This is a genomic window from Nocardia sp. IFM 10818 (assembly GCF_054655275.1).
In genome coordinates, this window is record NZ_BAAHJH010000001.1 from 1,969,920 (window position 1) to 1,993,644 (window position 23,725).

Here is a 23,725-nt window from a genome sequence, read left to right on the forward strand (position 1 = left end):
GGGAGGGTTTCACCATGGCGATACTCACCGAGACCAAGGCCGGACCGCTGGTCCTGAGCCCCGAGCAGGTCGAGGAGATCGGCCGTGAGCTCGACGAGCTGCGCGCCCGCATCACCGCCGATCTGGGCGACCGCGACCGCGACTACATCTACTCGATCATCCGGGCCCAGCGCGGTTTCGAGATCGCCGGCCGCGGCCTCATGTACCTGGGCTTCCTGCCGCCGTTCTGGCTGGCGGGCGTGGCCGCGCTCAGCGTCTCCAAGATCCTCGACAATATGGAGATCGGCCACAATGTCATGCATGGCCAGTGGGACTGGATGCGTGAGCCCGGCCTGAACTCCCGCGAGTTCGAATGGGACACCGTCTGCCCGGGCGACCAGTGGCGGCACTCGCACAACTACATGCACCACACCTTCACCAATATCCACGGCATGGACCGCGATATCGGCTACGGCATCCTGCGGGTGGACGAGGGCCAAGCCTGGAATCCGCTGCGGCTGGGCAATCCGCTCTACGCCTTCATCCTCATGGTCGCCTTCGAATGGGGCGTCATGGGCCACGACCTGGAGGTGGAGAACATCGTCCGGGGCAAGCGCAGCTGGCAGGAGATCAAGGAGCTGGTCACCGGTCAGGCGCGCAAGGCGAGCAAGCAGGTCCTCAAGGACTACGTCATCTTCCCCGCGCTCACCGGCCCGCTGTTCCTGTCCACGCTGGCCGGGAACTTCACCGCCAATATCGTGCGCAACCTGTGGACCTTCTCCATCATCTTCTGCGGTCACTTCCCGACCGGCGTACAGACGTTCACCGAGGAGGAGACCGCCAATGAGACCCGCGGCGAGTGGTACGTGCGCCAGATGCTGGGTTCGGCCAATATCACCGGCGGGAAGCTGTTCCACATCATGTCCGGGAACCTCTCGCACCAGATCGAGCACCACCTGTTCCCGGATATGCCCGCCAACCGGTATCCGGAAATCGCGCCCGAGGTGAAGGCGCTGTGCGAAAAGCACGGCCTGCCCTACAACACCGGCCGTTTCACCAAGCAGATCGGTTCGGTCTGGCTGAAGCTGTTCAAGCTGGCCCTGCCGCCGTTCCTCACCGGGAAACCGAAACCTGCGAGTGTTATCGTGATGCGCCGGGGGCAGGCTAGCGAAGTGGGCGTGTAGATGATCGGAAAATTCGAAAGCAACAAGGATCTGATCCAGGAATTGACGTCGTCCGGAGCGCGGCACGTCGGCAATATCGCAACGATCATTACCGGTACGGTCGCCGAGGTGACCCGGGAGATCGGCGATTGGATCACCGACGCCATCGAAATGCGTGAGGCCGCGGCGGCCGCCGCCCGCGACGCCGCCGCCCAGCGCGCCGAGGACGTCGGCGGGGATCTCGACGAGGAGCCGGAAGCTCCTGTCGCACAGGATGATTCGGCCACGCCGCCGAAGTCCGAAGCAACCGGGCCCGCGGATGTCATCGACGCCGAGGTAGTGGAAACCCGCCGCTACTGAGAGCCGAAACGCGCCGCCAGGATCTGCGAGGCTCCAGGGGCGTAGCCCCGAAGCCTCGAGGTCTGTGGCCAATGGGAATTACCACACGGGCAGTCGCCGCCGGTGCTGCGCCACCTCGGTGATCAGGTCCTTGTAGCCGTCGGCGAGTTCGGCGAGGCGATACCAGTGCAGGTGCGCCTCGCTGTCGCCGTTGCGGGGCCGGTCCTCGCTCACCCGGTGCGGTCCGGTGCGCGGCCGGGTCCGCCCGTCGCCGTTCTTCGCCGGCCGCGCGGCCGGTAGCGGACCACCCAAAGCCTGTTGTGCGGCAACCCATTTCGCCGCCATCCGATCGATGACCGCGCCGAGGGTCTCGGTGTGCAGCGAGGCTCCGTTGCGGTGCGGGATGTGCCCCGCCACCCAATCGTCGATCCGCGCCACCAGTTGGGCGCGCCGCTCGTCGATGTCCTCGACGAGCTGGCTGCAGTCCGCCACCCGGCTGGGCGTGGCCCCGTCGGCGTGCGCGGCCTCGTGTGCGCGATGCCGGCGCTCATGGCATCGGGCCAGCTCATAGGCGGAATCGAGCACTTCTCGATCGGGCCGGTCGAGGGATACCGGATCGCGGAAGGCGCGCAACAGCAGTGACGGCGGCGGAAGCTCGGCCCCGAATCCCGCACCGATGTAGTCGGTTGCCATAGTTCCCACCCTTAGCCCCTAGGCCGTAGTCGACTGGATGCGCCAGGGCCGAGGGGGTTTCGGGGAGGGGCTCCCCTCGGCTCCGGCGCAGTCCCGCATCCCGGAACGCGCAGCCATCACCAAACGACACGGTGAAGAAACCGGGAAATCCGCGACGATGCGATAGAAGACTGTCCAGGAAATGCGGGACATATTCAGGAAAGCGCGATAGTCGAACGGGCGCAACCACCTGGCGCGTGATCGGGGAAGCTGCCTGAAAATTGTTATACAGCATCTCGGTACGGTCACGTGGGTGCTGCGTTCGGGAGCCTATCGACACCTTCGCGGCGCTTGCCGGAATGGGTGCGGACGGCGCCGGGCCGGGTCGTACCGCCGGGTAGTCCGAGCAGTCTGTTTCTTAGGCTTATGAATAGCTATCGCTGCGGCGCGCCGGGGGCGATACGGGCCGTGGTCCGTTAGCCTCGGTATTCGTGCCCGCTTATGCCTCGTCACCGGAGCTGCGATTCGGCTTCATGTTCGCGCTGGAAGACCCGGAGCGAATTGCCGAAGTCGTGCGGAGTCTGATTGTTCGCCGGCAGGTGTCGGTCTTCCGGCTGGCGCATCTCTCCGGCGACAACGGCCCGCCGGAACGCTATGTGGTGAACTGGGCGGCGGTCCCGCAGATTTCCATCACCACCGAGGCGCCGACGCCCGATGAATTGCGTTCCAGCGGAACGATGCTGGTCAACGCGTTCCTGGGGGAGGGCGGCGAAGTGAGCCTCTATTCGGCGGAAGGTACTGCCCCAAAGTAGCGCGCAGCGGTGTGCGGGGGGTCACAGCGCGTCTCAGCAACATCACAGCAACAGACCAGGGTCTCGTAAGCATGCCTCGGCAAGGTGGGTCACGTCGCCGACCGGAAATCCCGATCGACGGCGTTACCAACAGAGAGGTTGAAAAATGATCCCGGTTATCATCGACACTGGTTCCGCTGCCCTCAATGGCCTGTTCAACACCGGTTCGGCGGCGCTGAGCGGTATCCTCAACACCCTCTTCACCGGCTCGTTCGGCCGCTAAAGCTACTTCATTCGAAGGGTTTTCGGGCAGCGCCCCGGGTGCGACGCACCCGGGGCGTTTTTGATGCCGCGGGCCCGGACCTGCTGCGGGGGTCCGGGCTTCAGCCCATGAGCGCGGGCGTGCGGCGCGCCTGCAAGATCTGTTCCAACAGCGCGACGAGAACGTGCTTGACCGATTCCCGGTCGCGCGCATCGCAATCCATCATGTGCACCGCCGGATCGATATCCAGCGCCTCGCGGACCTCCTCGAGCTCGAACCGCTCGGCGGCCTGGAACCGGTTGACCGCCACCACGAACGGCGTGCGCCGCTGTTCGAAGAAGTCGAGCACCGGATAGCAGTCCTCGACGCGCGCGGTGTCGACCAGAATGACCCCGCCCAGTGCGCCGTCGAGCAGATCGTCCCAGAGGAATTCGAAGCGCTCCTGCCCCGGCGTGCCGAACAGATAGAGCACCAGCGAGGAGTCCAGGGTGATGCGGCCGAAGTCCAGCGCCACGGTGGTGGTGGTCTTCCCCGACGCCAGGCCCGGATTGTCCACGCCGACCGAGACCTCGGTCATGGCGGCCTCGGTGGCCAGCGGCTCGATTTCGGAGATGGCCCCGATGAGCGTGGTCTTGCCGACGCCGAAGCCGCCGCTGACCACGATCTTCACCGACGACGCCAGCGCCGGCGCGGAATTTTCAGAGTGCCCGAACAAGATCTCGAATCCTTTCGATGGCGGCGATGGAGAGTTCACTTCCCTCGCTCACCGCGACATGGCCCGCCGAGACCAGATCGCTGACCAGCACCCGGGCCACGCCGACCGGCACCCGCAGGGCGGCGCCGATCTCGGCAATGGAATGCGGGCGCTGGCACAGCCGCGCCACCCGTTCCTGCTCGAACCGCAGCGGTGCGGTGAGCGCGGCCGGGGTGGCGCGCACCAGGGTCTCGATGCGCAGGCCGTCCACCAGTGGTGTGGTGCGTCCCGCCGTCATCATGAACGGCCGCACCACGTGCTCGTCGAACTCGCCGGCCGCCGGATGCGGCAGCGAGGAAGTGGCCGCGGTCCAGCCGGTGGGCTGGGCGAGCCGGATCATCCGGGGGTCCGGGAGGCGGTGCGCATCGCTCATCGGCCCAACGACTCCCGTAATTCGGTAATGAGCGCCGGGGTGAGGAGCGTGCCGGCGCGCTCGGCCAGGACGGCCATCTGATAGCCGACCAGGCCGACATCGGCGGTGCTGTCGGCGATCACGCCGATGCAGCTGCCGTTGGCGACCGAGGAGACCAACAGGAATCCGCGCCCCATCTCGATCATGATGAGCCGCAGACCGTCGAAATCGTAACTGCGCGAAGCGCTTCGGCCCAAACTGGTGAGCCCCGACACAATGGCGGCGAGCCGGTCGCCGCCGGTGCGATCCAGGCCGGCGGACATGGCCATGAGCAATCCGTCGGAGGAGACGGCGACGGCGTCGCGGACGCCGTCGGTGGTGCGCACGAAATCGGCCAGCAGCCAGTTGAACGTGTGCGGATCGGTCTCGGTGTAGTGGGTCGTCACGTGCGGGTCCTCCTAGGGATTCGAGCCCGGGCGGGGTGGCTCACCGCGCTCGCCGCGCTGATGCCCGGTCCGGAAGCCGGCGAGCATGCTGCGCACCTGCTCGGGGGAGCGTTCCGCGAGCGGCGGGGTGGGCCGGGGGTTCGCCTCGGGTGGGGTGCCCGAGGCGGGTTGGGCGCTGCCCGGCACGGCGCCCGAATGCTCACGAGTCTTCCTGTTGCGCTTGACGAGACCGTTTCGCGTACGTTGCACCTCCGGCACCGTTTCCGGAACGGCGTCGTGAGATGTGTTCGCGCCCACGGTTACCGGCTCGGGGTCCGGTGAGAGCACCTGTTCCGCAGAAGAATCCGGTGCGGCGACGAGCGCCATGGGTTCGACCCGGTGTGCTACCGCCGCGGCGCCGTTGACGCGGGAGCCGCCGCGCGCGCCGTTGACGGCCTCGATGACGGCGCCGTTGTCGATCGAGCCGTTGTTGATCGAGTCACTGGTGATCGAGCCAGCCTCGTCGCCGAACGCGACGGGAAGATCCGATGTGTCGGCGATCAGAGAATCAGCTGTGGCAGTGTGTATTTCGACAACGCTCTCGGCTGCTGCCTGTGGCGAGCGATGCCGTCCGGCCTGGGACCCGTTCGGCGTTCTCGCCGACTGCGCGTGCGTCGCGGCGTGTTTCGGCTCGGGCGCGGGCAGATCGGGCGCCGTCGAGTCCCGATCGGCGAGCAGGGCCTGCGGCAGCAGCAGCCGCGCCACCACGCCGCTCACCGGCGAGACGGTCAGCTCCACCTCCACACCGAGGCGCTTGGCCAGCCGGCCCACCACGAAATGACCCAGGAACCGGGTGGGCGCGACCAGGAAGTCGGCCTCGCCGCGCAGCCGGGCATTGGCGGTGGCGAGCTGCTCGGACGGCATGCCGACGCCGTGGTCCACCACGGCGATCATGTACCGCTGGCCCATCCGGCGGCCGTAGATCTCCACCTCCAGATCCGGTGGGGAGAAAGACAATCCGTTCTCGATGAGCTCGGCCAGCATATGGGCGAGATCGCTGACCTGGGCGCCGGTAATGGCCACCTCGTCGACCCGGCGCAGCACCACGCGGCGGTAGTCGTCGACCTCGGACAGACCGGCCCGAATGACATCGCTCAGCGGAATGGGCTGCGACCATCGCCGCGGTGCGGATTCGCCGACCAGCACCAGCAGGCTCTCGGCATTGCGCCGCATACGGGTGGCCAGGTGATCCAGCTCGAACAGATTGGACAGCGCCTTGGGATCGAGCTCCTCGCGCTCGAAATCGCTGATCAGCCCGAGCTGGCGGCGCACCAGGTTCTGATTGCGCCGGGCCAGATTGGCCATGGATTCGGTGGTGTTGCGGCGCAGTCGCGCCTGGGCGGAGGCGAGTTCGAAGGCGGTGGCCTGCACGCGATCGAGGGCGTGCGCCACCGACACGATCTCCTCGCCGGCGCTCTCGTCGGCGCGCACCGGCTCCGGCGGCTCGGGTTCGGAGCCGGAGTCGTCGTGCCAGGCCTCGATGAGCTGCGGCAGCCGCCGTTCGGCGACCTCGCCGGCCTCCTCGGCCAATTCCGCCAGCGGCCGCACGATGGCGCGCACGGTGGCCACCACCAGCGCGATCTGCGCGGCCAGGGCGAGGGCGGCGGCCAGGGCGTAGGCGGTCAGCCACAGGAACGCGTCCCGGCGCAATTCATCGGCGCGATCGCGGATCTCGGCGCCGATGCGGGCCTGCGCCGCGTGCTCGGCATCGATGACCTCGGTCATGTGCCGCCACCACAGCGCGGCGTCGACCGGCTCGGTCAGCGGGCCGCGCACCGAGTCGAAGGCCACCGACTCCGCCTCGCCGACCCGCAGGGCGGCATCGGTGCGCAGGATGTCATTGAGCCGGGAGCGCTGCGCGGCGGTGGCGTCGCGGGCGAAGGCGGTGATGGCGACCTGTTTCCCGGCGCGAATGTCGAGGAACTGCACGTACTCCCGGCCGCTGAACTCGCCCTTGGTGAAGACGCCGTTGAGGAAGCCGCGCTCCTGCGCGGTGTACTCCTTCACATCGCCGAGCGCGAAGAGCGTCTGCAGGCCCCGCCACAGCGCGGTGTCCCAGGTTTCCTCCGGACTCGGACGTGCCTGGTTCAGTCCGAGAATCGCATTGGTGTAGAAGCTGAACGAGACCGAGGCGCCGATCCGGCCGCCATCCACATCGGCGCGATTGGCGCTGAGCCCGGAGAGCTGTTCGAGCGCCGAGCGCACCTTGTCGGCCCCGGCCGGCAGCGTGTCCAGGGTGCGGGTGAGCGCGTGCAGGGCGAGATCGGTGAGCGCGCGCTGATCGTTGACGGAATTGCGCAGGGTGCCGTCACCGCCGAGCAGGCCATTGGTGATGCCGCGCTCGCGCTGCAGCTCGTGCACCAGATCCTGCACGGCCAGCGCCAGATTCACCGCGCCGACGGCATCGCCGGTATCGCGGTAGCGGTCGGTCTCGGTGACGATGATGACGGTGAGCAGCGCCAGCACCAGGGCCACCGACACCACGAGAATGCGCCGCAGCCGCGCGCGAATGGTGCGCGGCCGGGTGAGATCGCGTGCCGCCGTGAGCTTCACGCTACCTCTCGGCAACAAACCCGCCGCCCGCAAAGCCACGCTCACTCCTGACATCGGCCAACATCCCGTCACATTCCATGAGAAGCAGATGTGCTGTTCGCGTCGGGCAGGAGACAACAGCGTGAACAACGCCTCACAGGCGCGCCGTTCAGGGTTTCAGCGAACCGGCGGCCTCGTAGATCCGGCGCACCACGTCCTCGATGTCCGGTTCCTCGATGGACAGATCCCGGACCTCGGCGCGCGCCGACACCGCCGCGAGCAACTGCGCGGCGGTGGTGCTCTCGGTGTCGAAGGCGAGGCGCTGGCGCATGCCGGCTCCCTCGGTGTCCAGCAGCTTCGCGCCCGGCAGATCGGTGAGATCGGGTGTGGGCTCGGCCAGATCGACGGTGAGCACCCGGTGCGCGCCCACGGTGGCGGCCAGCCCGGTGAGCGAGCCGTCGTAGACCAGACTGCCGTGATCGACCACCAGCACGCGCTCGCACAGCCGCTCGATATCGCCCATATCGTGGGTGGTGAGCAGCAGGGTGGTGCCGCGCTCGGCGCGCTCGTGCCGCAGGAACTCCCGTAATCGCTGCTTGGACAGCACGTCCAGGCCGATGGTCGGCTCGTCCAGAATGACCAGCTTCGGCGAGTGCAGCAATGCCGCGGCGACCTCGGCGCGCATGCGCTGGCCCAGCGACAGCTGCCGCACCGGGGTGTCCAGGGTGCCCGTCATCTCCAGCTGCTCGACCAGCTCGTGCGTGCGCGCCGCGGCCACGCCGGGCTCCAGCCGATGGATGGCGGCCAGGATCGAGAACGATTCGCGCAGCGGCAGATCCCACCACAGCTGCGAGCGCTGCCCGAACACCACCCCGATGCGGGCGGCCAGTTCGCGCCGCTGCCGCACCGGATCCAGGCCGCAGGTGCGCAGCCGCCCCGCGCTCGGCACCAGGATCCCGGTGATCATCTTGATGGTGGTGGACTTGCCCGCGCCGTTCGCGCCGATGTATCCGACCGCCGCGCCGCGCTCGATGCGGAAGCTCATATCGTCCACGGCCGTGAGCACCTCGCGGCGGCGCCGCCAGCGGCCCTCCTTGCGGTGCAGCACGAAAGTGCGTGTCAGGCCTTCGATATCGATGATGGGCTCGCTCACCCGCCGCCTCCTTGATAGTGCCTGGTGCCCTGCCGCCACACCCACAGCGCCGCCGCCCACACCCACAGCGCGGCCACCGGCGACGCCCACGCCAGCCAGTTCGGCAGCAGCGCCGGGCCGGGCAGCCCGAGCAGTGCGATGGTGGGCAGATACGAGGTGAAGGCGACCGGAATCAGCAGGGCGAAAACGAGTTTCATCGAGGTGGGGAAGACCGAGGTGGGCTGCATCGAGGCATAGGACCCGCCGTAGGTGAAGGCATTGGTCAGCTCGGCCCCGTCGATGAGGAAGAACTGTACGCCGGCCGCGCAGATGAACAGGCCGGCGAAGATGGCGACGCCGGCGATCAGGGTAATGGTGAACAGCGCGATATGCGCTGGGGTCCAGTCGATGTCGTTGCGGGCGAGGCCGACGCCGAGCACGGTGACCGCGACCGCGATGCGCGCCACCCGGCGCAGGGCGATATCGCTGGTCATGAGCTGGAGCAGCAAGGGCTGCGGCCGCAGGTAGAAGGCGTCCAGCCGGCCCATCCGGATATACGTCGGCAGCGTATCGGCATGTCCGACAAGCATATCGGCGATGGTGAAGGAGGTATTGCTGAGCCCGAACAGCAGCAGCATGCCATGGAGGGTGAGGCCGCCCAGCTGCGGCACATTGGTGAAGATCACCCACATCTCGGCGAATTCGACCAGGCCGATGAGGAAGGCGCTGAGCACCTCGGTCGCGAAGGACAGGGGATAGGCCCGCTGCGCGCGGATGCGGGAGGCCAGCACCGCGCGGTAGGGGGCCAGTGCCGACGGACGCGGGTCAGCCACCCTGCACCTCCAGCTTGCGGCGTCCGGCGCGCAGCATGAGCTGCCCGGCGACCACCAGGGTGATCAGCCAGAAGCATTGCGCGCCAACGTGCTGCACGGCGTCCAGACCGGTGGTGCGGCCGGAGAGCACATCGATGGGCGATTGCAGCATGGACGGGAACGGGGTGGCGTAGGCGATGACGCGCAGCCAGTCGGGGAACAGGTGCACCGGCGCGAAGAGCCCGGCCAGGAAGGTGCCGAGGATCATGTGCAGCGCCCGCATGCCGCGCGTCTCGATGAGCCAGAATCCGGTGAGGCAGACGGCGAACATGGACAGGAACGACACCGCCATGGCCAGCACGAGGCTGATGGCGCCGAGGAGGTAGGGGCCGGGCGTATCCGGGAAGGCCAGCCCGAAGGTGAGCGCGCCGACGGCGATGCTGGGCAGCCCGCGCGGGATGAGGGTGCAGACGGCGCGGCCGAGATATTCGGCGGTGTGCGCGAATTGGATGTCGATGGGGCGCAGGAAGTCGATGGCGATATCGCCGGTGCGGATGCGCTCGACGATATCGGGCAGATGCCAGAAGGCGATGGCGCCGAGCAGCCCCTGCGACAGCCAGATGTAGGCGCCGATGGTGCCGTCGGAGTAGCCGCCGAAGGTGGGGTTGACCGCCACCGCGGCCATCAGCACCGCGGCGCGGACGAAGCCGAAGATGACATTGGTGATCAGGCCCGCGGCCATGGCCAGCCGGTATTGCGACTGTCTGCGGAATCCGGCTCTGACCAGTTGCCAATAAACCCCCACGTCGGCGCGCACAAGAGATTGACACTACCAACTCTCGGGCCGTCCGGGCATGCCCCCGGAAACCCCTGCGCGGTCGGAAAACGCCGAAAACCATCCGGGGCCATGGCCGCCGGTGGTAGAAACAACCACGTTTCACTTTGCTGCGACGCGAGGATCACCGATGACGATTGCCGAGACGACTGTTTTCGAGGCGCTCGAATCCAATGTGCGCGGCTACTGCCGATCCTGGCCGACGGTCTTCGATACCGCCCGCGGCTCCTGGCTCACCGATGAGCACGGCAAGGACTACCTGGACTTCTTCGCGGGGGCGGGCGCGCTCAACTACGGGCACAACAATCCGATTCTCAAGCAGGCGCTGATCGACTACCTGACCGGTGACGGCATCACCCACGGCCTGGATATGTCGACGGTGGCGAAACGCCGTCTGCTGGAGACCATCCGCGATCTGCTGCTCGTTCCGCGCGGGCTGGACTACAAGGTGCAGTTCCCGGGACCGACCGGTGCGAACGCCGTGGAGGCCGCGCTCAAGCTGGCGCGCAAGGTCACCGGGCGGACCACCGTCCTGAACTTCACCAATGCCTTCCACGGCATGACCCTGGGCGCGCTCTCGGTGACCGGCAATGCCGCCAAGCGCGCCGGGGCGGGCGTGCCGCTGGTGCACGCCGTCCCCATGCCCTACGACGGCTACCTCGCCGAGTCCGAGGACTTCTCGTGGATGCGCCGCGCGCTCGACGACGCGTCCTCGGGCCTGGACAGGCCGGCCGCCGTCATCGTGGAGACCGTGCAGGGCGAGGGCGGGGTCAATGTGGCGCGCGCCGAATGGCTGCGCCGCCTGGCCGACCTCTGCGCCGCCCGCGGCATCCTGCTCATCGTCGACGATGTGCAGATGGGCTGCGGCCGCACCGGCCCGTTCTTCTCCTTCGAGGTCGCCGGCATCACCCCCGATATCGTCACCCTCTCCAAATCCATTGGCGGCTACGGCCTCCCGATGGCGCTGGTGCTCATGCGCGCCGAACTCGACCAGTGGGCGCCCGGCGAGCACAACGGCACCTTCCGCGGCAACAACGCCGCCTTCGTCACCGCCGATACCGCGCTGCGCCACTACTGGTCCGACGGCCGCCTCCAGGAGGCGACCCTCGCCAAGGGCGACCGCATCGGCAAGCACCTGACCGCCTTGACCGAGAACTTCCCCGGCATCACCACGCGCGGCCGCGGCCTCGTGCACGGCCTGGTCTTCGACGACGCCTCCCAGGCCGCCAAGGTCTGCCGCACCGCCTTCGAACTCGGCCTGCTGGTGGAGACTTCCGGAACCGCCGACGAAGTGGTGAAATTGCTCCCGCCCCTGACCACCACCGAGGACGAAATCGCCTACGGCCTCGGCCTCCTCACCCGCGCCGTGGAAACCGTCCACGACGCCCACTGACCCGTGCCCGATCCGGGCACACCACACGTCGGTCACCGCCCACACCGGTGCCCGGCCGGTGCCGGGTTCCCCGCGGCGGAGGGAACCCGGCACCACTCTCAGCCGAAATTGGCGCGGAACCAGGCCAGCAGCTGCGCTTCGGTTTTGGGCCCGGTGGACGGATTGTCCTCGCGCTGGGCGCAGAACTTGTATTCCAGATGCCAATCGTCGTGCACGGCCTCCAGACAGGGTCGTTCGCGCTGACCGGCGGTCTCGGTGAAGCAGAAGAAGCGGCCGACCACCATGCTCGCCCGCACCCACTCCGCATCGGATCCGCTGCCGCCGCACGCATGTCCCGGCAGCTGCCGCTGCCGCGCCTGATAGCCGATGTAGGCCGCGGTGCTCTCGGGATAGCCGATGATCACCACATTGGGTCCGTCGGCGCGGCCCATGCAGGTCAGCAGGGCCGACATCGGTTCGGCCGGTTCGTTGCGAGCGCAGTTGGCGCGGCTGTAGGCCGGACCGGTGCGGGCGAATACCGCCCGGTCGGCGTCGGTGAAGTAATCGGGATCGCCGTGCTCCGGCTCGGGGAGGAACTGCCCGAAGTGGTGCTTGGCCGTGTAGTCGCGCAGCGGCGTATCGGAGGGATACACCCACGTGTAGATCGCCATGGCCAGCACCGCCTCATTGGTCACGGCCAGACTGGGCAGCGGATCGGCCGCGGCGACCGCGTAGTTCGCGAAACAGGATTGGCGTCCGGCCGCGGCGCCGTCGAATCCGAGGGAGACGCCGTCCTGCCCCGCCGGTTCGCCGGGGCAGCTCTCGCCGCGAAAAGTGCTCAATACCAGCGACTCGTAATGGTTGCGCAGATCATCGAGGGTGCGGAAGCGCCAGAACTGCGTCAGCGGGGTGTCCGCCGCCGGGTTCGCGGCGCAGGTGACGGCGGCGATGGTGGTGCCGTCCGGTTGGGCGCGTGCGCAATTGGCGCGCTTGTATCCGGTGCTCGCCGCCAGGGACAGCAATTCGATATCGGCGGGTTGCAGCGCGGTGGCATCCGGCAGCGCCGCACCGGCCGTGGTGAGCCGGGTCGCCGACCAGCCCGCGAAGCAGAGCGATGCGATGAGCAGCAGCATCGTGCCCAGCAGTGCGGCGATCGTCCGGCCGCGGCTGGTTTGCGGTGGGGGAGTGAGCCGGACGGTCACCGGGTCCGGCATCCGCACCGCTTCGGTCGGGCCGATGGCCGGAGTCCACACCGTCGTGGAGTCGGCATTGCCCGTGGCGCTTCCGGTCAGCGCCGCGCGGGCGGCGGCCGCCAGTTCGCCCGCGGTGCGGTAGCGCTCGCCCGGCTCCTTGGCGAGGCCGCGCGCCACGACGCCGTCGAAGGCCAGCGGGAGGCCCGGCCGCGCGGCGCAGGGCCGGGGCGGCGGATCGAACAGGTGGGCGCGCATGATCCGCTCATTGGTCTCGCCCGCGAAGGGCTGTGTGCCGGTGAGGCATTCGAACAGCACGCACGCCAGGGCATAGACGTCGACGGCCGGAGTGAGATCGCGGTAGCCGAAACGCTCGGGCGCCATATAGCGGAACGAGCCGACCGCGCCCTCACCGGTGAGGGATTCGTCCGAACTCGATTGTGCGATACCGAAATCCACCAGATACGCGAAGCCGTCCCGGGAGACCAGGATATTGTCCGGCTTCACATCCCGGTGCAGCAGCCCGTCGGCGTGCGCGGCGTCCAGGGCCGCGCCGATCTGCCGGACCAGATCCACCGACCACTCCGGGGACCGGGATCCACCGCGCTGCACCAGCGCCCGCAGGCTCTCTCCGTCCACCAGTCGCATATCGATATAGAGGTGCCCGTCGATCTCGCCGTAGTCGTGGATCGGGATCACATGGGCCTCGCGCAGCCGCGCCGCCGCATGTGATTCCCGCTGAAACCGCTGCCGGTACAACCGATCCTGGGCCAGCCGCTCGGGCAGCACCTTGATGGCGACGGTGCGGTCCTTCACCGTGTCGTAGGCCTCGTACACCTCGCCCATACCGCCGCGCCCGACAAGCCGGACCAGTCGATAGGGGCCGAAAAACGAACCGACCGATAGAGATCGGCGCATATCGGTCATTCGAGCATTCTCGTCTACCCGAAGTTCTCTTGGAACCAGGTCTGCACTGCCGCCGCGGTTTTGGGACCTTTCGCCGGACTGTCCTCGTTCTGGGCGCAGACCACCACTATTTGATGCAACTCGTCGTGCATGGCCAGCAGGCAGGGCACCGGACTGTCGGGGTCCTTGCTCGTGAAGCAGAAGTAGCGACCCACCGCGCCGATCTCCTTGCGCCAGACGGCATCGGATCCGGCGCCGTCACAGGCGCGGCCCGGGAAGGCGCCGAGATTGGCCTGATACAGGATGCTCGCCGCCTGCCGATCCGGGAAACCGACGAAGCTGACGCCGGGTTCGTCGAGGGCGGTTCCGCAGTCGATGATCGCACTGGCCGGGCCCGCCGGCGGGTCGGAGTGGATGCAGTTCGGGGCGCGGTAGCTGTCGCCGGTGTGCGCCATCAGTTCCCGGTCCTCGGCGGTGAAGAAGTCCGGATCCTTGGCCTTGTCCGCGGCGCGGAACTGCCCGTAGTTCCTCTTGGCCCAGTAGTCGCGCAGCGCGGTTTCGGCGGGATCGGCCCAGATGTAGAGGGCCAGCGCCATGGCGGCGTCATTGGTCAGGAGCAGGCTCGGCTTCGGTGCGTCCGGCGTCTCCGTCTTGTTCGCGAAGCAGGTCTTGCGACCCACCTCCGTGCCGTCGACGAGGGAGGGCGCATCGAGCCCCGCGGGATCGCCGGGGCAACTGGCGCTGCTCATCGCGCGCGTCAGATCCTCGTAGTAGCTGTGCAGCCCCGCCACGGTGCGGAAGCGAAAGAAGCGCGCGGTGGGCGAGGACACCTCGGGCCGCGCCGGGCAGAGAAAGATCGCCGTCATGGAGCTGTCGGGCTTCTCGTGATAGCAATTGGCCCGCTTGTACCCGACGCCCGGGACGAGCTTCAGCAATTCGACGTCGTCCGCGGTCAGCGCCGAGTCGACCGCGGTGGGCACGCCGTCCCGGGTCCCGCTCACATAGGCCCAACCGGCGAATCCGCAAGCGGCGACGACCAATACGAGCACGGCCAGGATCGCGCCGACTCGTTTCCACCGCCGTCTGCGCGGGGGTGCGCCGCCGGTGCCGTCGCCGCCGGTGCGATCGGCTCCGCGATCCGGCCGCTCGACCGTTCCGGTCGAGCCCGGGTCGGTGTGCGGTCCGCGCATGCCCGATGCGGTGAACTGCCCCGAACCGACAGTCGTGCCGGGGGGATTCGTGCCCGGCCGACCCGGATCCGTATGCGGCCGTCCCGGATCCGTTCCGGGGCGCGTCGGGCCGGGCGGTGGCGGCCCGCCCGTCCGGTGCATCGCCCCGGTGGTTCGCGTGGTCGGGTCGGCTTCGGTTCTGGCCTCGCTGGGGTGGCGGACCGTCCCCGAGGGGGTGGCGTCGCGCTGCCGGGAGTGTCCGGAACCCATGCCGGTGTGCGCCCACGCGCCGGTGCGCGCGGCGGGACTCGGTTCGAGGCCCGCGGCGGCGTGGGCCGCGCTGAGGGCGGCGTGGGCGGCGGCGGCCAGGGCGCCGGCGGTGGGGTAGCGGTCCTGGGGGAGTTTCGCCATGCCGCGGGCGATGACCGGGTCGAAGGTCTCCGGCACGGTGGCGCGGACCTGGCTGGGCCGGGGGATCTGGGCGAAGAGGTGGGCGCTCATGATCTGCGCCTCGGTCTCGCCGGAGAAAGGTCGTGTGCCGGTGAGGCATTCGAACAGCACGCAGGCCAGGGCGTAGACGTCGGCGGCGGGGGTGAGCTCGCGGGAGCTGAAGCGTTCGGGGGCCATGTAGCGGTAGGAGCCGACCGCGCCGCCGGCGCTGGTGAGGGTGTCGTCGGTGGCGGACTGGGCGATGCCGAAATCCACCAGGTAGGCGAAGCCCTCCTTGGTGAGCAGGATGTTGTCGGGTTTCACGTCCCGGTGCAGCAGCCCGTCGGCGTGTGCGGCGTCGAGGGCGGCGGCGACCTGTTCGATGAGACGCACGGTGCGTTCGGGGGAGCCGGGTCCCGAGTGTTGCAGGAGGGCGCGCAGGCTGTCGCCGTCGACCAGGCGCATATCGATGAAGAGGCGGCCCTCGATCTCGCCGTAGTCGTGAATGGGAATCACATGCGCCTCGCGCAGCCGGGCCGCGGCATGGGATTCGCGCTGGAATCGCTGGCGGTACACCGGATCCTGCGCCAGGCGCTCGGGCAGGACCTTGATGGCCACGGTCCGGTCCTTGACCGTGTCGTAGGCCTGGTACACCTCGCCCATGCCCCCGCGCCCGATCAGGCGATCGAGCCGGTAGGGCCCGAATCGCGATCCGACGGTGAGCGGGTGTTCGGAACTGGTCATTGCGTCCTCGGCTCCTCGTCGCGGATCCATTGTGGCAGTTCAGGGGATCCGGCCGACCAAGAATCACGCGGATTACAACCGGTGACGATTCGAGCGGCGAACGGCACTGTTTCGGATCATGTGGCCGACGGGTTCGGCCGCCCCTCGCATTCGTCCCCGCTGCCCGAGGTGCCGTCTTGTCCTTAATTGCCGTGCAGGCCAGTGCCGTTATCGACCGGCCCCGCCGGATTCGGCTGCCCCGCCCGTCGACCGCCTGGATTCGACTGGCCAGTCCGCTGGCGCTGGTGGCGATCTGGCAGGTCGCCAGCGCCACCGGGGTGCTGCCGGAGCGATTGCTGGCCGCGCCGGTGACGGTAGTGCGGACCGGTGTGGAGCTGATTCAGGACGGGACGCTCATCGACGCCGTCTCGGTGTCGCTGCAGCGCGCGGCGCTCGGCTTCGCGATCGGGGCCGTCGCCGGTATCGGGCTGGCGCTGGCGGCCGGATTGAGCCGGGTGGGGGAGAACGTCGTCGATCCGATCCTGCAGATGCTGCGGACCCTGCCGTTCTACGGGCTGATCCCGCTGTTCATCCTGTGGTTCGGGATCGGCGAGCTGCCGAAGATCGTGCTGGTCGCATTCGGTGTGGCGATCCCGTTGTATCTCAATACCTTCGCCGGCATCCGGGGCGTGGACGGCAAGCTCGCCGAGCTGGCGCGGGTGCAGCGGCTCGGCCGCGCGGCGCTCATCCGGCACATCGTGCTGCCCGGGGCCCTGCCGCAGACGCTGGTGGGCCTGCGGCAGTCGCTGGGCGTGGCCTGGCTGGCGCTGATCGTGGCCGAGCAAGTGAATGCCGATGCGGGGCTGGGGTTTCTGATCAATGACGCGCGTGAGTTCCTGCGCACCGACGTCATCGTGGTCGGGCTGCTGGTCTACAGCGCACTGGGTTTGCTCACCGACGCACTGGTCCGGCTGATCGAGAGGAGAGCGCTGTCGTGGCGACGCGGGTTCTTGGCGGAGTAGGAGAGGTTGCCCGAATCCGGGGTCTGACCAAGGATTTCGGGGAGCGGCGGGTGCTGCACGGTATCGATCTGGATATCGCGCCCGGTGAATTCGTCGCGCTGCTGGGGCGCAGCGGCTCCGGAAAGTCCACGCTGCTGCGGGCTTTGGCCGGACTCGATACCAACACCGGCGGTGAGCTGAGCGTCTCCGGCGATGTGGCGGTGGCCTTCCAGGAACCGCGGCTGGTGCCGTGGAAGAAGGTGCACGCCAATATCACTCTCGGACTGCGGCATCCGGATGCGCGGGCCGCCGCGCGCGCCGCGCTCGCGGAGGTGGGGCTGTCCGGTCGCGCCGAGGCGTGGCCGCTGACGCTGTCCGGCGGTGAGGCGCAACGGGCCTCTCTGGCCCGCGCCCTGGTGCGCGAACCGGATCTGCTGCTGCTCGACGAACCGTTCAGCGCGCTGGATGCGCTGACCCGCATCACCATTCACGGCCTCGTTCTCGATTTGTGGGCCAAGCACCGGCCGGGCGTCCTGCTGGTGACCCACGATGTCGACGAGGCCCTGCTGCTGGCCGACCGCGCGCTGGTGCTGGCCGACGGCCGCATCGCCCGCGATATCGCCGTCGAGCTGCCGCGCCCGCGCCGCCGCGAGCATCCCGAATTCCTCGCGCTGCGCGCGACTCTGCTCGCCGAACTCGGCGTCACCCCGGAAGGAACCGCATGATCACCAGACGATTGTTCGCCGCCCTGGCCGTGACCGCGGCCCTCGCCACGGCGGCCTGCGGTTCCGGTGATGCCAATGACAAGGGCGTGCGCGCGGACGGTTCGGTGGACCTGTCGCAGGTGACGCTGCGGATCGGCGATCAGAAGGCCAATGCGCTGCAAGCGCTGCTGGATGTCTCCGGCGAGGCGAAAGACCTGCCGTACCAGCTGGAATGGGCGCAGTTCACCGCCGGGCCGCCGCTGCTGGAGGCCATCAATGCCGGGTCCGTGGATCTGGGCGGGGTGGGCAATGCGCCGCCGGTGTTCGCGGCGGCGGCCGAATCGCAGATCAAGATTGTCGCCGCCTATACGACCGGTTTCCAGGGACAGGGCATCGTGGTGCCCGCGGCCTCCGGCATCCGGGACCCGAAGGAACTGCGCGGCAAGAAGATCGCCGTCACCAAGGGCAGCTCGGCGCACCATCACCTGCTGCAGGTGCTCGCCAAGAACGGACTGAGCTTCGGCGATATCGAACCGCAGTACCTCCAGCCCGCCGATGCGCTCGCCGCGCTGTCCACCGGGCGGGTCGACGCCTGGGCGGTGTGGGATCCCTATGTGGCCCAAGCCGAACAGCAGGGCAATCGGGTGCTGGTCGACGGCGAGGGCTATGTGCGCGGGGACAGCTTCTATGTCGCGGGCACGAAAGCCCTGGAGAACAAGGCCAGTACGGCGGCGATTCGGGATCTGCTCACCCGCATTCAGCGCGCACAGGCCTGGATCAAGGCCAATCCGGAAGCGTGGGCCAAGGAATCGGCCGCGATCACCGGCGTGCCCTACGACGTCACGCTGGTGGCCGTGAAACGCGCGGTATACCAGCATCATTCGCTCGATACGGCCACCATTGCCGGCGAGCAGGAGGTGGCCGACGCCTTCGCCGCGGCCGATCTCATCCCGCGCAAGGTCGACATCACCGAATACGTCGACACCCGCTTCAACGACCGCTTCACCGCCTAGGAGACTGCCGAATGAGCCTGTCGTTCCATTGGTTCCTGCCCACATCCGGTGATTCGCGCGGCCTGGTGGTCGGCGGGCACGGCACGCCCATGTCGGGTGATCGCCCCGCCTCGCTGCACTATTTGAACCAGATCGCCGCGGCTGCCGAATCCAATGGGTTCGAGGCCGTGCTCACCCCGACCGGGTCCTGGTGCGAGGACGCGTGGCTGACCACGGCCATGCTGGTCGAGACCACCGAGACGCTGAAATTCCTGGTGGCCCTGCGGCCCGGATTGATCAGCCCGTTCCTGGCGGCGCAGATGGCGGGGACCTTCCAGCGGCACTCCGGGGGACGGCTGCTGCTCAATGTGGTGACCGGCGGCGAGCCCCTGGAACAGAAGGCGTACGGCGACTTCGCGGACAAGGAGACCCGATACGCGCGCACGGGTGAGTTCCTGCACGTGGTGAAGTCGCTGTGGAATTCGCGGGAGCCGATCACTTTCGAGGGCGAGCACCTGCGCGTCGAGAACGCACTGCTGAGCAATCATCCCGATCCGGTGCCGCCGGTGTTCTTCGGCGGTTCCTCGGGACCGGCCGGTCCGGTCGCGGCCCGCTATGCCGACACCTATCTCACCTGGGGTGAACCGGTGCTGGCGGTGAGCCGCAAGCTCGATTGGATTCGCGGGCTGGCCGTCGACCACGGCCGCAAACTGGATTACGGCCTGCGCATTCACGTCATCACCCGCGACACCTCGGAGGAGGCGTGGGCGGTGGCGGACAAGCTGCTCGCGGGCATCGATCCGGCCGATATCGAGCGCGTGCAGGCCAGCCTGCACAAGAGCGAATCCGAGGGGCAGCGCCGCATGCTGGAACTGCACGGCGGCAGCACCGACCGCCTGGAGATCGCGCCCAATCTGTGGGCGGGCGTGGGGCTGGTGCGCGGCGGCGCGGGCACCGCCCTGGTCGGCTCGCACGAAGAGGTCGCCGAACGGCTCATCGAATACGCCAGGGCGGGCATCGGCCATTTCGTGCTTTCCGGCTACCCGCATCTCGAGGAGGCGTACTGGTTCGGCGAGGGCGTGCTGCCCATCCTGGGGCGAAAGGGGTTGTGGCAGCACCCCACTCGCCGCCACTCCGCGCGGACTGCGATTCCCTTCGCCGGGGCTTCCAGCAGCTGATTCAGGTGAGGCGCAGCGAGCCTTGCTGACCTCAACGCAGGGAGCGCCCCGCCTTTGTGAGGCGCTCGCTGGTGCTTCGCCTGAGCGAAATCAGTTGGGGCGGGTGAATTCTCCGTCATTGACACCCGCAGTGAAGGCGCTCCACTCGCCGGGTGCGAAGACCAGCGCTGGGCCGCCGGGATTCTTGGAGTCGCGGACGCCGACCATGCCACCGTCGAGGAAGGCGACCTCCACGCATTCGGTCTTGCCGCCGCTGTGGCTGCTCTTGAACCAGTTCGCCCCGGATAGGTCTGTGCTCACGCGTCGTATCTCCTGGCTGCGACCTGTCTGAGCAGGTCTCTCGACTTGGTTTCATCCAACGATACGTCTCGGATGTCGGTAGCGAGCTGACGATAGAGCCGCACGTCGTCGGCGTTCTCCAAGTACAGATCGTTGGTGCTGGCCGATCCTTCCAGGTAGACCAGTGGCGGCTCAACCGGTCGGCCCTTCGCGTCGACACCGAAGTCCAACACCATGAATGGGCTCGGTGGCAGTCCCCAGGTGACTCCGGCGGAGAACTCTTGGATGCGGATGCCGACGTTGGGCAGCTTGCCGACCTCGGCCAGGTGCCGGAGCTGAGCGGCCATCACTCGAGGTCCGTGCACGGTACGGTACAGGGCCGATTCATGCAGTAGCACAGTGAGTTTCACTGGGTCGGCCTTGCGGGTGATGACTGTTTGCCGCTTGAGCCGCAGCTCGACACGGCGGTCGATGTCCTCGGGGTCGTTGGCGTGGAAGAACGAGCGGATCAGGGATCGGGCGTAGTCCGGGGTTTGCAGCAGCCCCGGAACGATCTCATGATATGAGATCAGCTCCCGTGCGGCGGTTTCCAGACCGACGTAGGTTTTGAACGCGGAATCGGAGTAGAGACTGCCGAAGGCGGTGACCCAGCTCTTCATCTGCGCCTGTTTGGCGAGCGCGACCGCCCTGTCGGTTTCTTCCTGCGACATCTCGTAGAGTTCGCACAGCGCCTGGACGTCACGAACGCGGATCCGCGCCACGTCCCCGCCTTCCAGCCGTTGCAGTCCGGACTTGCTCAGCTCGACCAGCGGTGCGGCACGCTCGACGGTCAGGCCCATCCCTTGCCGCCCCTCACGCAGCAATCGACCCAATTGGCGACGCGGAAGCGTGGTCGATGGTTCGTCATCACTGGTCAGATGATCGTCATCGACGGCCGAACCGGAAAGCCTTTGCTCGCGGGTCTGAAGGCCACGATCACTCGCATCAACGCTGCAGCCGTATTCGTGCCCAACAATGCATTTCGATGCCTACACGGTGCTTCGTGATCTCCGGCGGGTGGTGGACGTGTTCACGGTGAGTCCCGAAAACATCTACACGCGGACCGGTCCCGATGGACATCGCTGACGCACTCGTCCTTATCGGCGAGGAACGGCCCGTCGGCTGGGTTCAATCCCGTGACGGCTCATGGGCTCCCGTCTGGCAGGACGGGCGCATCGGCCCGTCCTTCACGATCTCCGAGCTGATCGATCTCGCCACCGATGACATCGCGCAGGTGGATACAGAGTGACACAACGCCGACCGGGAACTGGTGGCGGAGCCTACTCGCGAAATGCCGCCACCATTTCCCGGTGATCGATCGTCCAGCAGCATCAGGCGGCCTAATTCCGCTGCTGCACTCTACTTCTGGGGGTTTCCGTGTCCATGTTGGCTCAGTTCGTGGTTGTCGTGCTGTCTTGCATCGGGCTCGTTGCCGCCGCGAGGTCCCCGTCCACAATCTGCACCGCATACACGGTCGGCACCGTGCCTAGGTCGTGCCGCCCAATGAGTTGAGCCATTCGACGATGAAGCCAGGACGGCTCACGCCAGCCCGGCGCGGTGCACCAGAATGGCCAGCTGGGTGCGGTTCTCCAGATCGAGTTTGGCGATGATCCGGCTGACGTGGACCTTCACCGTGGACTCGCTCATGTGCAGCGTGCGAGCGATATCGGCATTGGCCGCCCCGGTGGCGACGGCCAACGCCACCTCCCGCTCCCGATCGGTGAGGTCGTCCAGCCGGGCGCGAGCCTCCGGCTGCTGCGAGCCGGGACTGTTCGCGAACGCGGTGAGCATGCGTTTGGTGATGGCCGGCGCGAGAATCGCCTCGCCCCGCGACACCACCTCTACACCGTGCGCGAGTTCACGCGGCGGCGTGTCCTTCAGCAGGAATCCGGCGGCCCCGGCTTCCAGTGCGGCATAGACGTATTCGTCGAGCCCGAAGGTGGTGAGCACCACGACGGCGGGCGGATCGGGCAGCGCGCGCACCCGCCGGGTGACCTCCAGCCCGTCCACCTGCGGCATCCGGATATCGGTGACCACCACGTCGGGTCGATGCTTCTGCACCAGCTCGACGGCATTGCGCCCGTCCACATCCTGGGCCACCACCTCGATCCCGCCCCCGGCCTCCAGGATCATGGCGATCCCGGACCGCACCAGCTCCTCATCGTCGAGCAGCACCACCCGGATCACGAAACCTCCTTCACGACGGCCACTTCCACTGATTCATGCCTGCTCCCCGAGGGGGAAGCTCGCGTGCACGGCGAAACCGCCGCTGGGTGTGCGCCCGGAATGCAATGCGCCACCGGCGAGTTCGACCCGCTCCCGCATCCCGACCAGCCCGAATCCCGAGCCCTGCGCGGCCAGCGCGGTCCGCTCTCCCGGGCCATTGCGCACGTCCACTTCGAGACTGTCCGCACGTGCCACGACCGACACCCGGACTTCCGCTCCCGCAGCGTGTTTGGTGGCATTGGTGAGCGCCTCCTGCACCACCCGGTAGGCGGCGCGCCCCACCGCGCCGGGCACCGCGGGCAGCTGCGCGGGCAGCGAGGCGTCGACCAACTGCCCGGCCGCAACGGCCTTCTCGACGAGTTCGGCGATGGCGGCCAGATTCGGAGTCGGTCGCAAGGGAGCTCGCTCATCCGCGCCCACCGCCGAAGTCTCCGGCCGCACCGCACCGGGCCCGGCATCCCGCGCTCGCTCCGGCCGCGTCGCGCCCGACCGGTCGGCACCCACCGGTTGCCTGCCCACGGACCGATCGACGCTGCCGGTGCCGGTGTCTTCCGTAGACTGTTGCGCTACTTTCGATCGCTCGGCAGCAGCCGGCTGCGCGCCGCCGGTCCGTGCGCGCTCGCCGGCTCCCCGGTGGTCGACGCGCGGCAAGGAGGTTTCGGGTGTTCGCCCGGCTTCGGCATCACTCTGTCTGAGCACGCCGAGTAGCTCGCGCATCTCGGCGAGGGCGTGCGCGCCGGTCTCGCGGATGGTGCCGGCCATGTCGGCGGGCTTGCCGGTCGAGGAGACCTCGAGGGCTCCGGCGAGCACGGTGATCTGCGAGATCCGGTGTGCCACGATGTCGTGCATCTCGCGGGCTATGCGCAGGCGTTCGGCTTCCACGGCCGCCGCGGCGAGCAGGTCGCGTTCGCGTTCGGCCTGCTCGGCGCGTTCGCGCAGGCTGTCGAGGGTCTGCGCGCGCTGATTGGTCCAGAGGCCGATGAGGGTGGGGACCAGGATCAGCAGCAGGATGATGGTGCCGCGATGGAGGAAGAGCGACGGGGTGGTGGACGTGCCCCAGGGAATGACGGCGACGCCAATGGCGGCGGCGGTCGCCAGCCAGGTCCGGGTGCGATTGCCGTAGCGGTTGGCGACGGTGTACATGGCGAGCAACATCGGCCAGGTGGCGCCGACCAGAATGTCGGCGGCTACGGTGACAGCCAGCACCGGCAGCGGCCGGTTGCGCCGGAACAGCAGAGCCGCGCCGGCCACAATCGCCAGCGGCGGCCCCGCGGCGGCCGGCAGCAGCCCGATCGAGGTTCGCTGCACATCGCCGAAGGCCATGAAGCCGAAGAACAGCGCGAGCAGGACGTCCAGGATCAGGCGTCGTATCCGCTGCGGTCGGCTCACTCTGGCAACACTAGTCATTG

Annotated in this window: 23 protein-coding genes; 9 read left to right on the top strand and 14 right to left on the bottom strand. The window is 68.1% G+C overall.

What is annotated here, in order from left to right; all coding sequences use genetic code 11:
* Positions 1-14: 14 nt before the first annotated feature.
* Positions 15-1,163 carry a fatty acid desaturase family protein gene (locus ACYQ5L_RS08790; RefSeq protein ID WP_459956896.1) on the top strand — a complete coding sequence of 383 codons (1,149 nt, stop codon included), beginning with the start codon at positions 15-17 and terminating at the stop codon, positions 1,161-1,163.
* A complete protein-coding gene (locus ACYQ5L_RS08795; RefSeq protein ID WP_459956897.1) occupies positions 1,164-1,502 on the top strand; it encodes a hypothetical protein in 339 nt (112 codons plus the stop codon). It begins immediately after the preceding gene.
* A 78-nt stretch (positions 1,503-1,580) separates the two neighbouring features.
* On the opposite strand, the gene ACYQ5L_RS08800 is transcribed toward ACYQ5L_RS08795, so the two are convergent.
* Positions 1,581-2,174, bottom strand: coding sequence for a DUF4254 domain-containing protein (locus tag ACYQ5L_RS08800; protein ID WP_459956898.1), 594 nt, complete (start codon positions 2,172-2,174; stop codon positions 1,581-1,583).
* 470 nt (positions 2,175-2,644) lie between these two features.
* Between ACYQ5L_RS08800 and ACYQ5L_RS08805 the strand changes: the two genes are divergently transcribed.
* Entirely contained in the window at positions 2,645-2,965 is a 321-nt protein-coding gene (locus ACYQ5L_RS08805; RefSeq protein ID WP_459956899.1) for a hypothetical protein, read from the top strand.
* 362 nt (positions 2,966-3,327) lie between these two features.
* Here ACYQ5L_RS08805 and ACYQ5L_RS08810 read toward each other — a convergent pair whose 3' ends face one another.
* The 7 genes from ACYQ5L_RS08810 to ACYQ5L_RS08840 all read right to left on the bottom strand — a co-directional run bounded on the left by ACYQ5L_RS08810 (position 3,328) and on the right by ACYQ5L_RS08840 (position 10,090).
* Positions 3,328-3,924, bottom strand: a complete 597-nt coding sequence (locus ACYQ5L_RS08810) for a GTP-binding protein (RefSeq protein WP_459963363.1) — start codon at positions 3,922-3,924, stop codon at positions 3,328-3,330.
* Complete coding sequence (locus ACYQ5L_RS08815) at positions 3,905-4,333, bottom strand: DUF742 domain-containing protein (protein WP_459956900.1); 429 nt, start codon at positions 4,331-4,333, stop codon at positions 3,905-3,907. Before ACYQ5L_RS08815 ends, ACYQ5L_RS08810 begins: the two co-directional genes overlap by 20 nt.
* Positions 4,330-4,758 carry a roadblock/LC7 domain-containing protein gene (locus ACYQ5L_RS08820; RefSeq protein ID WP_379203456.1) on the bottom strand — a complete coding sequence of 143 codons (429 nt, stop codon included), beginning with the start codon at positions 4,756-4,758 and terminating at the stop codon, positions 4,330-4,332. Before ACYQ5L_RS08820 ends, ACYQ5L_RS08815 begins: the two co-directional genes overlap by 4 nt.
* A gap of 12 nt (positions 4,759-4,770) precedes the next feature.
* On the bottom strand, positions 4,771-7,350 hold the full coding sequence (locus ACYQ5L_RS08825) for a sensor histidine kinase (RefSeq protein ID WP_459956901.1): 2,580 nt from the start codon (positions 7,348-7,350) through the stop codon (positions 4,771-4,773).
* A gap of 148 nt (positions 7,351-7,498) precedes the next feature.
* Positions 7,499-8,482 carry an ABC transporter ATP-binding protein gene (locus tag ACYQ5L_RS08830; RefSeq protein WP_459956902.1) on the bottom strand — a complete coding sequence of 328 codons (984 nt, stop codon included), beginning with the start codon at positions 8,480-8,482 and terminating at the stop codon, positions 7,499-7,501.
* Positions 8,479-9,294: an ABC transporter permease gene (locus ACYQ5L_RS08835; protein ID WP_459956903.1), complete on the bottom strand. Its 816-nt coding sequence runs from the start codon at positions 9,292-9,294 to the stop codon at positions 8,479-8,481. Before ACYQ5L_RS08835 ends, ACYQ5L_RS08830 begins: the two co-directional genes overlap by 4 nt.
* Complete coding sequence (locus tag ACYQ5L_RS08840; RefSeq protein WP_459956904.1) at positions 9,287-10,090, bottom strand: ABC transporter permease; 804 nt, start codon at positions 10,088-10,090, stop codon at positions 9,287-9,289. Before ACYQ5L_RS08840 ends, ACYQ5L_RS08835 begins: the two co-directional genes overlap by 8 nt.
* 148 nt (positions 10,091-10,238) lie before the next feature.
* Between ACYQ5L_RS08840 and ectB the strand changes: the two genes are divergently transcribed.
* Positions 10,239-11,501, top strand: a complete 1,263-nt coding sequence (ectB, locus tag ACYQ5L_RS08845; RefSeq protein ID WP_459956905.1) for a diaminobutyrate--2-oxoglutarate transaminase — start codon at positions 10,239-10,241, stop codon at positions 11,499-11,501.
* 98 nt (positions 11,502-11,599) lie between these two features.
* Here ectB and ACYQ5L_RS08850 read toward each other — a convergent pair whose 3' ends face one another.
* Together ACYQ5L_RS08850 and ACYQ5L_RS08855 are read right to left on the bottom strand one after the other, a co-directional pair.
* Entirely contained in the window at positions 11,600-13,597 is a 1,998-nt protein-coding gene (locus ACYQ5L_RS08850; RefSeq protein WP_459956906.1) for a serine/threonine-protein kinase, read from the bottom strand.
* A 14-nt stretch (positions 13,598-13,611) separates the two neighbouring features.
* The gene (locus ACYQ5L_RS08855; protein ID WP_459956907.1) at positions 13,612-15,918 is read right to left on the bottom strand and encodes a serine/threonine-protein kinase; all 2,307 of its coding nucleotides are present in this window, start codon (positions 15,916-15,918) and stop codon (positions 13,612-13,614) included.
* 176 nt (positions 15,919-16,094) lie between these two features.
* Between ACYQ5L_RS08855 and ACYQ5L_RS08860 the strand changes: the two genes are divergently transcribed.
* Genes ACYQ5L_RS08860 through ACYQ5L_RS08875 form a run of 4 tightly spaced genes read left to right on the top strand, consistent with a single transcriptional unit; the run spans position 16,095 to position 19,772 of the window.
* Complete coding sequence (locus ACYQ5L_RS08860; protein ID WP_459956908.1) at positions 16,095-16,919, top strand: ABC transporter permease; 825 nt, start codon at positions 16,095-16,097, stop codon at positions 16,917-16,919.
* Positions 16,892-17,623, top strand: a complete 732-nt coding sequence (locus tag ACYQ5L_RS08865; RefSeq protein ID WP_459956909.1) for an ABC transporter ATP-binding protein — start codon at positions 16,892-16,894, stop codon at positions 17,621-17,623. The genes ACYQ5L_RS08860 and ACYQ5L_RS08865 overlap by 28 nt, the downstream gene beginning before the upstream one ends.
* Positions 17,620-18,615 carry an ABC transporter substrate-binding protein gene (locus tag ACYQ5L_RS08870; RefSeq protein ID WP_459956910.1) on the top strand — a complete coding sequence of 332 codons (996 nt, stop codon included), beginning with the start codon at positions 17,620-17,622 and terminating at the stop codon, positions 18,613-18,615. The genes ACYQ5L_RS08865 and ACYQ5L_RS08870 overlap by 4 nt, the downstream gene beginning before the upstream one ends.
* 11 nt (positions 18,616-18,626) lie before the next feature.
* The gene (locus tag ACYQ5L_RS08875) at positions 18,627-19,772 is read left to right on the top strand and encodes an LLM class flavin-dependent oxidoreductase (protein ID WP_459956911.1); all 1,146 of its coding nucleotides are present in this window, start codon (positions 18,627-18,629) and stop codon (positions 19,770-19,772) included.
* Positions 19,773-19,862: 90 nt separating this feature from the next.
* Here ACYQ5L_RS08875 and ACYQ5L_RS08880 read toward each other — a convergent pair whose 3' ends face one another.
* On the bottom strand, positions 19,863-20,072 hold the full coding sequence (locus ACYQ5L_RS08880; RefSeq protein ID WP_459956912.1) for a DUF397 domain-containing protein: 210 nt from the start codon (positions 20,070-20,072) through the stop codon (positions 19,863-19,865).
* A complete protein-coding gene (locus tag ACYQ5L_RS08885; RefSeq protein WP_459956913.1) occupies positions 20,069-20,923 on the bottom strand; it encodes a helix-turn-helix domain-containing protein in 855 nt (284 codons plus the stop codon). The genes ACYQ5L_RS08880 and ACYQ5L_RS08885 overlap by 4 nt, the downstream gene beginning before the upstream one ends.
* Before the next feature lie 239 nt (positions 20,924-21,162).
* Here ACYQ5L_RS08885 and ACYQ5L_RS08890 point away from each other — a divergent pair, with 239 nt between their 5' ends.
* Entirely contained in the window at positions 21,163-21,339 is a 177-nt protein-coding gene (locus tag ACYQ5L_RS08890) for a hypothetical protein (RefSeq protein WP_459956914.1), read from the top strand.
* Between the two features lie 290 nt (positions 21,340-21,629).
* On the opposite strand, the gene ACYQ5L_RS08895 is transcribed toward ACYQ5L_RS08890, so the two are convergent.
* Entirely contained in the window at positions 21,630-22,277 is a 648-nt protein-coding gene (locus tag ACYQ5L_RS08895; RefSeq protein ID WP_459956915.1) for a response regulator, read from the bottom strand.
* 33 nt (positions 22,278-22,310) lie between these two features.
* A complete protein-coding gene (locus ACYQ5L_RS08900) occupies positions 22,311-23,705 on the bottom strand; it encodes a sensor histidine kinase (RefSeq protein ID WP_459956916.1) in 1,395 nt (464 codons plus the stop codon).
* Positions 23,706-23,725 lie beyond the last annotated feature (20 nt).